The 12597-nt window shown below is 40.7% G+C and carries 10 protein-coding genes and 1 pseudogene; 3 read left to right on the top strand and 8 right to left on the bottom strand.

Going from position 1 to position 12597, the window contains the following annotated elements; all coding sequences use genetic code 11:
- Positions 1-151: 151 nt before the first annotated feature.
- The 3 genes from IPJ86_03440 to IPJ86_03430 all read left to right on the top strand — a co-directional run bounded on the left by IPJ86_03440 (position 152) and on the right by IPJ86_03430 (position 3013).
- Positions 152-760, top strand: a complete 609-nt coding sequence (locus tag IPJ86_03440; protein ID MBK7886371.1) for a hypothetical protein — start codon at positions 152-154, stop codon at positions 758-760.
- 131 nt (positions 761-891) lie between these two features.
- Positions 892-1641: a T9SS type A sorting domain-containing protein gene (locus IPJ86_03435; GenBank protein ID MBK7886370.1), complete on the top strand. Its 750-nt coding sequence runs from the start codon at positions 892-894 to the stop codon at positions 1639-1641.
- A gap of 268 nt (positions 1642-1909) precedes the next feature.
- Complete coding sequence (locus IPJ86_03430) at positions 1910-3013, top strand: hypothetical protein (protein MBK7886369.1); 1104 nt, start codon at positions 1910-1912, stop codon at positions 3011-3013.
- A 4-nt stretch (positions 3014-3017) separates the two neighbouring features.
- Here IPJ86_03430 and IPJ86_03425 read toward each other — a convergent pair whose 3' ends face one another.
- From IPJ86_03425 to IPJ86_03390, 8 genes and pseudogenes are all read right to left on the bottom strand, one after another.
- Positions 3018-4388 carry a beta-glucosidase gene (locus IPJ86_03425; protein MBK7886368.1) on the bottom strand — a complete coding sequence of 457 codons (1371 nt, stop codon included), beginning with the start codon at positions 4386-4388 and terminating at the stop codon, positions 3018-3020.
- Between the two features lies 1 nt (position 4389).
- Positions 4390-5457 (bottom strand): glycosyl transferase, encoded by a 1068-nt coding sequence (locus IPJ86_03420; protein ID MBK7886367.1) that lies wholly within the window; start codon positions 5455-5457, stop codon positions 4390-4392.
- On the bottom strand, positions 5454-6332 hold the full coding sequence (locus IPJ86_03415; GenBank protein ID MBK7886366.1) for a UDP-2,3-diacylglucosamine diphosphatase: 879 nt from the start codon (positions 6330-6332) through the stop codon (positions 5454-5456). The genes IPJ86_03420 and IPJ86_03415 overlap by 4 nt, the downstream gene beginning before the upstream one ends.
- Before the next feature lie 763 nt (positions 6333-7095).
- Complete coding sequence (cysQ, locus tag IPJ86_03410; protein ID MBK7886365.1) at positions 7096-7914, bottom strand: 3'(2'),5'-bisphosphate nucleotidase CysQ; 819 nt, start codon at positions 7912-7914, stop codon at positions 7096-7098.
- A 42-nt stretch (positions 7915-7956) separates the two neighbouring features.
- Positions 7957-9204 (bottom strand): annotated as a pseudogene (gene cysN, locus IPJ86_03405) (sulfate adenylyltransferase subunit CysN).
- 85 nt (positions 9205-9289) lie between these two features.
- Positions 9290-10195, bottom strand: a complete 906-nt coding sequence (gene cysD, locus IPJ86_03400) for a sulfate adenylyltransferase subunit CysD (protein MBK7886364.1) — start codon at positions 10193-10195, stop codon at positions 9290-9292.
- A gap of 3 nt (positions 10196-10198) precedes the next feature.
- A complete protein-coding gene (gene cysC / locus IPJ86_03395) occupies positions 10199-10798 on the bottom strand; it encodes an adenylyl-sulfate kinase (GenBank protein MBK7886363.1) in 600 nt (199 codons plus the stop codon).
- A gap of 10 nt (positions 10799-10808) precedes the next feature.
- Positions 10809-12590 carry an SLC13 family permease gene (locus tag IPJ86_03390; protein MBK7886362.1) on the bottom strand — a complete coding sequence of 594 codons (1782 nt, stop codon included), beginning with the start codon at positions 12588-12590 and terminating at the stop codon, positions 10809-10811.
- Between the last annotated feature and the right edge of the window lie 7 nt (positions 12591-12597).

Below are 12597 nucleotides of genomic sequence, written 5' to 3'. Positions count from 1 at the left end.
GGATTATTCGGAGCCCTTTTTTATTTGCTATTACTTTATTGTTTTTATTTTTTTCCAGTTTTCCGTATTGTTAATATTAGTTTAACATGACTATTTGTGCAGTGCCTTACATTTGTTTCACACAATTGCCGCAGTTGAATATTTTACAATGATGATGAAGTGCCTGTTTTCTCTTTCTGTCATTTGCTTACTGTCTGCATTGGATGGATGGGCTATTCATGAAAAGTCTTTTGCCGGAAACGATGAAATGGTTAGTGCACACCATTACTTTCAGGAAGCTGCTCCACCCGGTTTTCGTATGAGCGGGGATTCATTGGGAAATCCCTCAAACAATGGTTTTGCAAATACTGCATATATTATTACGGAAGGTTCACTTTTTATTTGCCCCGGAGATACCATTACCCTCAGCGCGGGCGGAGGAACTACCGGATCCACTTATTTATGGACAACAGGAGCCACAACTTCTTCTATTCAGGTTTCAGCTACCGGAGTCTATGGCTTGAAAATCACAAACTATAAAGGAAAAGGTAAAGGTGGAAAATGTACATCGATCGCTGTGCCGGTTACAATAACCGTCAGTAGCCTCATTACCGATTTGAATAATGACGGTAATGTGGATGTTTTGGATTACATCATCTTCCTCGGAGTATTTAATAGCCCTTGCCCTGCATGTGCAGAAGACTTTATTGCAGATGGATTAATAGATACCAGGGATTATTTGCGATGGGTATCTGACATTTTTAAGACTTGTAATAATTGATTTTTGCAGAAAATTTAATTTTCACCGGTTAGTGACTTTTCCTTAACAATTTTCTCATTTAGAAGTAATTTCAGCATAATATTATTGCCAGACTGAAGCTATATATTTGCTAACTAATCCCCTCCCCAGTCATGTCTAAAATTATACTATCAAATCTATTCTTGTTTTTTGCTGCAATGATTCATTGTCAAGCGAAACAAAGCAACATATTCCCCACTCCTGATGTAGTCACCATCGATGCCGGTGATTCAGTCATTTTTGATATGTTTAACGCCACATATTCCGGATCACAGGTTACTATTCCGGTATATATCAATTCAGATGACCCTATCTATGCGGTTGACTTTTCCTTTAAGTTTAATAACCTGGATATGGTGTATGATACGATTACTTTATCCCCGGCTGGATCTACATTGCTCGCCGTTTCCTATTTGAATCCTAATGATTCCGTGGTACGTTTTACCTCCAGTTCTCTGGTGAGTATTGCTAATCAAACGGTATTGGCATTTATTCATTTTAATTTAGCCTCCGGCCAATCTTTGGATGCAGCAAATATGTTTTCATTGAAAGGGTATTTGAATGGGGATCCTTGTAGTGAAGCCATTATTCCACCATCCACAGTTGGATTAAGTGATTTAGCATCCAACTGGAATTTGTCCATCTTCCCGAATCCTGCAACCGATTTCCTTTTTGTAGAAATGAATAAGGATGCGGTTCTTGAAGTGCTGGATGTACAGGGTAAGGAGGTGTTGCTAAAACAATCTTTAAATGCAGGAATCAAAAATCAGGTAAACATTGAGTTTCTTCCTATCGGTTTCTATCTGTTACGCATTTATAACGAAGAAGGTGTCAGCGTAAAGAAGGTGTTTGTTGCGAAGTAGAGCTAGTAATTTATTATAGATTTCTATAAACAGAAAGCTTATAATTAATGCTTTCATAACGATGGACGATGACCGGCGATAGTTGCCGCAGGAGTTTTTATTTTCTTGAAGAATTAGGAGGTTTACGTCCCTTGTGTTCGAATGACTCAAAAGCCTAAAGTACCATTATTGAAAGCTTGATGTCAAAAAATGTAATGATTTTTATCATTGATTAGCTAAACGGGATCCATAACTTTGCATAACTCTTGTCTAATTGTCAAGGAAAGTCATGTTGAAAATTTTGTTTGTCTTTTTACTGGTTGTTCATGGTTTGATTCATGGAATGGGCTTTGTAAAAGCCTTCGATTGGTTTCCTATTACCACCCTTCACCGTAATATTGGAAAATTTGAGGGAGTTGTTTGGATGTTAACTGCGCTTTTGTTTATAGCAGCCGCTGTAATGTATTTCATCGACAACAAATCCTGGCTGATTATCGGAGTGATTGCTCTTATTTTATCACAACTATTGATTGTTATAAATTGGAATGAGGCTAAATTCGGAACGATCCTGAATGTATTGGTGTTGGTCATGTTGGTGCTTCAGTATAGTGCCGCGAGTTTCAAGTCCGGGTTTAATGAAGATGTAAAGAGAGAACTTGCTGCCGGCGCGAATGAAGTTGTAAAGAAAAATTCTATCCATGATCTTCAGCATTTACCATATCCCGTTCAACAATATATGATCCAATCCGGTTTTTTAGAACAGGAGGAGATTCGTAATTTTAGAGTGGAGTTTAAAGGGAGAATCAGGGCTTCAGCAACGTCGGAGTGGATGGAATTTACAACCGTTCAGTATAGTTTTACAGAGCATCCTGCCCGTTACTTTTTTATGGAGGCAAAGATGTACGGACTCCCGGTAGCCGGATACCATGCCTATAGTAAGGGGAAAGCCATGATGGATATTCGTTTGCTGTCATTGTTGCAGGTGCAATATCAGGATGGTGAATTAATGGATATTTCAGAAACAGTGACTTTTTTTAATGATGTATGTCTGATGGCTCCTGCTGCTTTAGTCGATAAACGAATTCAATGGAAAAGTGTTTCGAACAATGAAGTCGAAGCAGCATTTACCCATGAGAAGAAAAGCATTTCAGCCAGGCTTATATTTTCAGAGGATTTTAAATTGATCAATTTTATTTCCAACGACAGGTATTATTTTTCAGGAAAAGAGATGAAAAAAGTACAGTGGGAAACACCTGTCAGAGCTTACGATAAGGCGAAACGTTTTTTGCAAATGGAAAGGGGTGACGCGGTATGGAAATTACAAGATGGAGATTTTTGTTACGGTGAATTTACAGTAATGGATATCAAATATAATGTGAGTAGTATGGAATAAATAATCAGTACTTTTCTTCAAAAGCTTTTGCCGATAGATTCATTTGCTGTATCATTTGACTGAACCATTTTCCCGATTTCTTTACAATACGTTGCTGCTTTTCATAGTCGATATAAACAATGCCAAATCTGGGAAAATATCCTTCCGCCCACTCAAAATTATCGGTAAAGGACCATAGGAAATACCCTTTCACTTTCACCCCTTCATTTTTGGCTTTAAGTACTTGTTCAATGTAAGATTTCAAGTACGTGATCCGGGGCACATCATCTACTTCTCCATTGATCACCTTGTCGGGAAAGGCTGCACCGTTCTCTGTGACAATAATAGCATTTACCTCCTTATATTGATTAAACTGTTTCAGAATATGGTATATGCCTTCCGGATAAATTTCCCAGTTCATCATAGTATGGTTCACCCGTCTCGATCGCGGATCAATGGGTTTCGCTTTCAGATAAGGTGTCATCCATGAATGTTTGATAACCTCTCTGGTGTAGTTTTGAATTCCAATGAAGTCGGGAGAAGCAACGAGTAATGCATCATCATCTTTTTTAAAATACTTTTCAATCCTGTTTAGAAAGGGAAGTTCCTTTACAGGATATCCATATCCCAACAAAGGTTCAATGAACAGACGGTTGAGCAAGGCATCTGCTCTTTCAGCAGCCCCTTTATCTTTTAAACCATCTGAATACGGACTTGTCATCGAACAGGAGAATGTAGTACCGGCTTGAAGTGCTGAATGAAATTGTTTAATTATCTTAATTCCTGTTGCTTGTGCTAAAGCCGCATGGTGTGTTGCCGCTAAAAAATTATCCATTCCTCTCCGACCCGGTGCATGTACTCCTAGAAAGTATCCCGCTCCCGTAAATACGAGGGGTTCATTCAATACCATCCAATGTTGAATCCGATCTCCCAGCTTCGAAAGCATTACATGAATATAATCACTGAACCATTTCACAATATCTCTGTTTGTCCAACCTCCTTTATCTTCCAGCACTTGTGGCAGATCCCAGTGGTATAATGTAGCCCATGGGGTGATGTTATTTGCTAAACAATGATCGGTAAGACGATCATAGAAATCCAGCCCTTTATGATTTACAGCCCCCGTTCCTTCCGGAAGAACTCTGGGCCAGGCAATGGAGAATCGGAAATTCGGAATGTGTAAACTTTTCATCAATCCGATGTCTTCTGCATAGCGATGATAAAAATCGTTGCTGACTTGTGGTGTATGCCTTCCAGCGATTTTATTTCTTCCGGCACTGAACGTATCCCATATAGAAGCTCCTTTACCCTCTAAAAATGCGGCTCCTTCACTTTGAGGAGCTGAAGTGGCAACACCCCAGTAGAAGTCTTCTTTCAAAACGATGGATCGATGAATTTTATGCTGCGATTTCGTTGGTGCGAATCAACTTTCTCAAAAATTTTAATTGGGATTCGAAATCTTCATTGGAAGGTTGTTGTCCGGCATGACGATGAATGATTTTATCAAGAAGTTCTCCTGTCTCATCCGGATAATCAACAGGTACAATTGTTCTTTTATTGAACCAATCTTCCAGTTTATCCATATGTTTTTCCTTTAAACTTTTCATGACAGTTACACCCATCGATTCCAGTGTTGACGCATTGCAATGTTGCTCAAACTGTGTTTTCATAGGGATCACCAAAAGACGTTTGCCAAGATATAAGGCTTCGGAAGTTGTCCCAAATCCGGCATTGGTGATGACTCCCTCTGATTCAGCCATACTTTTTATGAAGCTGTCATTGTGAAGGGGTAGTACCCATGTGTTTTTTACGCGATACGCACTTTTGGCTTTCTTACTAAAAAGTTGAAAGGATAGCTCTTTGTAATTCATTAGGTTTTTTAACACCCGTTGGTCTTCATAAGAGGGTAAATAGACTGTAAAGTGTTCTTTGTTTTTAATATCCGCCCGGCGCACCGCATTTCGTATGATGGGAGTATAAATATCCTGATCATATCGCTTAAAGTGGAATCCATAACTGGCAGTACTGGGTGCATAATGTTCCAGGACCATTTTGCCCAGCCTGTCCTTTGTTTCCGGCATCGGAGCCAGCGGATGCAATGTAGCCGCTTGATTGCTCAACCCGATACACGTTTTTCTTTTTAACTGACAAGCCCAGGAAGAAACAGGCTCAAAGTCACTAATCACCAGATCATAGTCTTCAACAGGTAATCTTTTTATTTCGTTGAAGAGTTTTAATGTATCCAGTTTAAGATAAGTCCTTAATATATCTACTCCTCCTTTTTTACCGAATACAAATCCCAATCCATGGTAACGGTATTTTACTTCGAAGGGCAGATTCAACTCCCATTGTGAGGCACTGACCAGCACATCCACTTCAGCGCGCTTCTTTAGTAAGGGAAGTATCTCCAGCGCCCTGCTGATATGGCCATTGCCTGTTCCCTGAATGGCGTAAAGTACTTTCATCGTTTTGTGGTAATGGTTATGGCTTTCTCTGAGTAAATTTCTTCTAAGAGGATATTGAAAAGTTGTTTGTTATTAAGGAGTACAAAATCGGTGGTGGATGATTCTTCTGGTGTCGTTTCGTGATTTTTATTTAGCGGATGATGGTATAAATTCCATTCCCCTTCATTGTACTCTAAGGAAGTCAAATTTTCTATCCAATCTCCGGAATTCAGGTACTGTACGGTTCCTTCTGCATTGCTGATTTCCTTTATTTCCGGTTGATGGATATGTCCACAGATGACATAATCGTATTTGTTCCGGATGGCAATTTCAGCACATACTTTTTCAAAGTTGTTGATGTATTTCACCGCACTCTTAACACCGTTCTTAATTTTTTTGGAAAGCGAAATTTTTCCTTTACCCATTTTTTCCATGAAGTAATTTACTGTGGCATTAATTAGAATAAGCATATCATATCCGATTGCTCCGAGCCTGGTCAGCCATTTTGCATTCTGCATGGTGATATCAAAAACATCTCCATGAAATATCCAGGCTTGTTTACCATCCAGTTCCAGAAGCATCTTATTGCTTATGCTAAGGTTGCCCAAATGGAATCCTGAAAATTTACGAAGTAATTCATCATGGTTTCCCGTGATATAATGTACAGGAACTCCTTTGGAAGCAAGACCGATGATTTCCTTCACGACCTGCATATGTGATTTCGGAAAATAGTTTTTACTGAACTGCCACATGTCTACAATGTCTCCATTCAAAATGAGCATACCGGGATTTATGGATCGCAGATAGGAGGAAAGTTCTGCTGCATGGCAACCATAAGTGCCCAAATGAATATCCGAAATTACTACAACTTCTACGGGTCTGCGCGATTCAGCTATCTTGCCGTTGATCTTCAAAAATAGGAGGGGTTTTGAAGGTCTGTGTTAGCCATATACAGGTGATTCATTCTTAACCAAAGCAATCGAAACCGAAAGACGGCGAGTTTCTCCACTATCAGTTGAATGAAGGATTTTACCTGTACAGAGTAGACCTTTTTTTTCACGTTACAATTTTACATCCGTAACGTTAGCTTAATATTGCGGGAATATTACCATTTCTTTAATTAGTTACCCCCACAACGTTTGGGAAGTGATTAAAGCCAATGTATAACGGCAATGGGATACCTAATTAACGGTAATGGCATACCTAATTAACGGTAATGAATATCCGTGGAAGCCTGTTCAAATACAAATTGAAAGAGGATCCGGATCTGCACAAGATGATAGTGATGGCCATTAAAATTCGTTTAAAAAATAAAACTATACCCGTTTATTGAAAACAACCTGGTGAAAATATGAGTACCCTTCACCCATTCGTACCCTTCGTACCCTTCACCCATTCGTACCCTTCGTAAATTCGTACCCTTCGTAAATTCGTACCCTTCGTAAATTCGTACCCTTCGTAAATTCGTACCCTTCGTAAATTCGTACCCTTCGTAAATTCGTACCCTTCGTAAATTCGTACCCTTCGTAAATTCGTACCCTTCGTAAATTCGTACATTCGTACATTCGCCTATTTCGCGAATTCGTCCATTCGTAATTCGTATATTCGTATTCTCGCCCTCCGGGCGAGATCTATTCGTAAATTCGTAACCTCCGCATTTTACTGAACAATAAACCACGGATTCAACAATTCACTTTTATTATATACCACGGCAGATTGATCGTTAGCATTAACAACTGAATAACCTGCACTGAGTGCGATCGCTTGTCCTGCCGCCGTATCCCATTCCATAGTAGGTGCAAAGCGGGGATAGACATCGGCAGCTCCTTCCGCCACGAGGCAGAGTTTAAGGGAACTTCCTTTCGAGATCATTTCAAGATTGGTATGCTTCTTTCTCAGCTCATCGATGAAGGCCGCCGTTTCATCACTCATATGCGATCGGCTGGCCACTACGGTAAAAGGTCGCTCTGTATTTTTTATCGGCAAACGTAATCCTGCTGAAATCAGACGATCAGCAATATGCTCCGACTGTATAATATGACTCAGGTATTCATAATCGGCTTCCGCTTTATAGCTGCCACTTCCCTCACAACCAAAATAGATGGTATCAATCACAGGGGCATAAATTACCCCCAAAAGTGGTACTCCATTCACAATAAGCGCAATGTTTACGGTGAACTCGCCATTTCTTTTGATAAATTCCTTAGTACCATCTAATGGATCGATCAGCCAGAAAATTTTCCATTTATGTCGTTCCTCAAAGGGAATACTTTTTCCCTCCTCACTCAACAAGGGCAATCCGGACTCCGTCAGTAGTTCTACAATCTTATTATGCGATCGTTTATCTGCTTCAGTTAACGGACTTTTATCATCCTTTAATTCTACTTCAAATTCACGTTTATAAACGTCCTTGATTTCCTTTCCGGCAAGTACAGCTGCTTTTAATGCAAGCGATAAAAGTTGATTATAATTTTCCATAGCAATAGTTGTTTTGAAGCAAAAGCCTCGAATAGTCAGGTATTATACGATCATACCCGCACCAACAGTTTCATTTGTTGCCTCATCAATGAAAATAATACTGCCTGTATGTCTGTTTTTCCGATAGGAATCAAAGAATATCGGAGCCGTCGTTTTTATCTGAATTCTTGCAATGTCGTTCATCACAATTTCATTGTCTTCTTCATTGCGATGCAAGGTGTTGATATCAATTTTATACCGAATGTCTTTGATGATACATCGGGTGTCTTTAGAAGTGTGTAGAATGCCGTATTTACCTCCCACCTGTATTTTATCAGGATGAAGCCAGCAAACCATCACATCAAACTCTTGCGCAATATTTGGAACGTTGTTTTCACGAACAATCATATCACCCCTGCTGATATCTACTTCTCTGTCCAACGTCATGGTTACGGACATGGGAGCATAAGCTTATTCATATTTATCACCAAAAAGTTCAATGGTTTTTATAACAGCCGACTCCCCTTTAGGTAGAATTTTTACTTTATCACCGGGCTTAAAGATGCCGCTCATGATCCTTCCGGCATAACCTCTGAAGTCATGGTGTTCTGTTTGCTGTGGTCTTACAACATATTGAACCGGAAAACGACAATCAATATGGTTCTCATCACTGCTGATGTGTAAATTTTCGAGCAGATACATCAATGTTGGACCCTGATACCAGGACATATTGGATGATTTATCCACCACGTTATCGCCTTTCAATGCACTAATAGGAAGGAAGTGTACATCTTTAATATCAAGTTTAGAGGAGAGATGACGAAACTGATCGACCACTTTATCAAAACTCTTTTCGTTAAACTCTACCAGATCCATTTTATTTACACAGATGATCAGGTGAGGAATCTGGAGTAAGGAGGCGATAAAGGAATGGCGGATGGTTTGCTCTAAAACACCTTTGCGGGCATCTACAAGAATGAGTGCGGCATTGGCTGTAGAGGCACCGGTGACCATGTTCCGGGTATATTGAATATGCCCGGGTGTATCTGCAATAATAAATTTTCGCTTGGGAGTGGCAAAGTAGCGGTAGGCTACATCGATAGTGATGCCCTGCTCACGCTCTGCCTTCAAACCATCCACCAACAAGCTAAGATCGACGTGCTCAAACCCGCGCTGTTGACTGCGTTGTTCAATGGCTTCCAGCTGATCTTCAAAAATTTGCTTGGAGTCAAAAAGCAACCGGCCAATTAATGTACTTTTTCCATCATCTACACTTCCTGCTGTCGTAAACCGAAGCAGTTCCATGTTCATATATCCTTCTGTGCTAAAATCACTCATGTTCTGTTTTTCTATCTTAATTCGTGTATATTATTTTTATTTTTCAAGGGGCTCTTCGTTAAAAATAGCCGGCTTTTTTACGATCTTCCATAGCGGTTTCGCTCCGTTTATCGTCAGCTCTTGTTCCTCTTTCAGTGGTTTTGCTGGCGGCGACTTCATCGATGATTTCGGAGAGACTTGATGCAGGTGATAATACGGCTCCTGTGCAGGTCATGTCACCAATGGTCCTGAACCGAACTGTCATTTCTTCAATAGTTTCGTTTTCGCGTACCGTTATAAAGTCAGACATAGCGAGCAGCATACCTCCCCTGTCAACAACATTGCGTCTATGAGAAAAATAAAGATTAGGAATAGCGATATCTTCGAGAGCGATGTACATCCAGACATCCATTTCAGTCCAGTTACTCAGAGGGAAGATACGAAAGTGTTCTCCCATTTGTTTTTTACCATTGAGCAGCATCCAAAGTTCAGGACGTTGATTTTTCGGATCCCATTGACCGAATTCATCGCGATGTGAAAAGAAGCGTTCCTTCGCTCTTGCTTTTTCCTCATCTCTTCGTGCTCCGCCCATCGCTGCATCCACTTTTAGTTCTTCCAGTGCATCCAGTAAGGTGACAGTCTGTAGCATATTCCGGCTGGCGTTGGGTCCCTTTTCCTCTTTCGCACGCCCCTCGTTGATGGAGTCCTGTACATTTCTAACGATAAGAGTAGCGCCAATTTTCGCAACAAGTTCGTCCCGGAAACTAATGGTTTCAGGAAAATTATGTCCGGTATCAATGTGAAGCAATGGAAACGGAATGCGAGCCGGGTAAAAGGCTTTGCGGGCCAGATGAGTCATGACAATAGAATCCTTGCCTCCGGAAAATAACATCGCCGGGCGCTCAAATTGTGAAGCGGCTTCCCGTATGATATAGATGGCTTCTGCTTCCAGTTCACGCAGATGGTTTAAATGATAGAGAATCATTTTTTATATTGATTTAATTCTGTTTAACGTAAAGTTGAGTATTTGGTTCGTGCAGGTTTCCAGGTCATCCTGATCGGTATGTACTGTTATTTCTGCATGCTCCGGGGCTTCGAATGGAGAAGAGATGCCGGTGAAGTCCGGAATTTCTCCACGGCGAGCTTTCGCATAGAGACCTTTTACATCTCTTTGTTCACATACTTCCAGGGGACAATCCACAAAAATTTCCGTAAACTCTCCTTCAGGAAGCAGTTGACGTACCCTGTCGCGATCCTCCTTAAAAGGGGAAATAAAGGCTGTCAAAACTATGATACCGGCATCAATGAATAAACGGGCTACTTCGCCGATACGACGAATGTTCTCCTTTCGTCCTTCTTCACTGAAATCGATATTGCTGTTCAAGCCATGACGGATATTATCGCCGTCAAGTAAATACGTTTTGTAACCTTTTAAGTGCAATTCCTGTTCAACACGGTCGGCCAGGGTAGATTTTCCGGAACCACTAAGTCCGGTGAACCACAATAACAAGGGCTTTTGCTGTAGCAATATTTCCCTGTCACTGCGTGTGATTTTATACTGCTGACGAACGATATGACTGTTTTTCATGATATTTTATTCATATAAGGTTATACCATGAAGCAATCCCGAAGATGGTACAGGCCATGTAAATGAAGGTAGGTATTATTCCATATCTGACATAGTCGATAAATTTATAACCGCCGGGTCCAAATACCATCAGATTGGTTTGATAACCGAATGGTGTGATAAAATCAGCAGAACTGGCAAACGCAATCGTCAGCAGAAATGGGTTGAAATCCTGAATCCCTAATTGTTGACCGGTGGCAAGGGCAATCGGAAAGGTGATTGCAACTGCCGCTGCATTGGTAACAAACATGGTCAGAATATTGGTGATCAGATAGAGTCCAAGTAAGATACCCATCGTTGGGTGCAATGTTGCCGTTAAGTTGATTACTTTATTGGCAAAAAGCTGATCAGCGCCCGAGTTAGAAATGGCTTTGCCAACCCCAATGGCCAGGGCAAGCATCACCATCAATTCAAGGTCAAGTGATTTTTTTACATCCTCAACAGTAAGCGAGCCGATGATAGCCAAGCCGCCGGTGATGAGGAAGAGCGACATAAACAAACTGACCATGTTGGTTGCTTCAAGAATAAAAGCACCTAGAATAGCCAGTAACAACCATTTGATGATACTCTTGTCAGCATGATTGATTTCCCTTCTTTTTGAGACCAGGATAAGATCACGGTTTTGCTCTGATCGTCTTCTGAATTGCTTACCCGCTACTACCAATAAGAGGTCGCCGTTTTTTAATTCAATTTCTCCGACTTTTCCACTGATCTTTTCACCGTCGCGGTTTACAGCAATAATGCCGGCGTCAAAAGTTTCACGAAAATTGGTTTTGTTGATGGGCTTATTGATCAAGGATGAATTGGGTGCAACGATGACTTCAATAATCTCCACTTTGCCATCCATCGGATATTCTGAATAATCAGCATGGACTAATTCTTTTTGATTATTCAACAAATCAATGACAGTATCCGTTTCACCAGCAAAAATTAAAACATCATCGGTTTGAATGATCTCCTTGGGTGAGACCGGTGCTATGGTTTTCTGGCCTCTGATTATTTCTACCACATAGAGTCCGCGCAGCTGTCGAAGTTTATTGTCATCGAGCGATTTTCCCACATAAGTAGAGGTCGAAGGAACTTTGGTTTCAATCAAATATTCTCTAACGTGTTCTTTGAATTCTGTGAGGGCATCCGTTCGGTTGGTTAGAAATTTATTACTGAAAAATGTAATGTACAATACCAGAATGATCATTATAGGCAATCCTATTGGAGTAAATGAAAACATATTAAGGGGAGGCAGGCCGGCATCCGTAGCGAGTCCGCTGACAACTAAATTAGTGGAGGTGCCAATCAACGTAACCGTTCCTCCAATGATCGCTGCCATGGAAAGGGGCATGAGTACTTTAGAAGGACTGATTTTTTTTCGCTTTGCCCATTCGTACACATAAGGTATCATCAAAGCGACAAGCGGTGTGTTGTTAACAAAGGCGGATAGACTGGCTACTGAAGTGCTCATTCTGAAAAGAAAGGCCCGATAGGATAAACCGGGTTTGAATAACCGGTAGATGGAATAATCCAGTGCTGCCGAACGTTTAATGACATCGCTGATAATCAATAAAAGAAAAATAACGGCAATTTGCTCGTTTGCGAAACCACTTAATGCCTCCTTTGGTTTTATGATATGGGTGGCCATTAAAACCGTAATAGCAAGAACGAACACCATCACCGGTTTCACCACTTCCTTGTAAAGCGCCACTACCATGCCTAGTATAACCAGGCTGACAATTAGTATTTGCGCATTTTCAAACATGAGCTGA

The organism is Bacteroidota bacterium, from assembly GCA_016713925.1.
In the GTDB taxonomy this organism is placed as follows: Bacteria; Bacteroidota; Bacteroidia; order AKYH767-A; family OLB10; genus JAJTFW01.
Note: the sequence above shows the minus strand (reverse complement) of the source record. Positions and strands in the feature narration are given on the sequence as shown.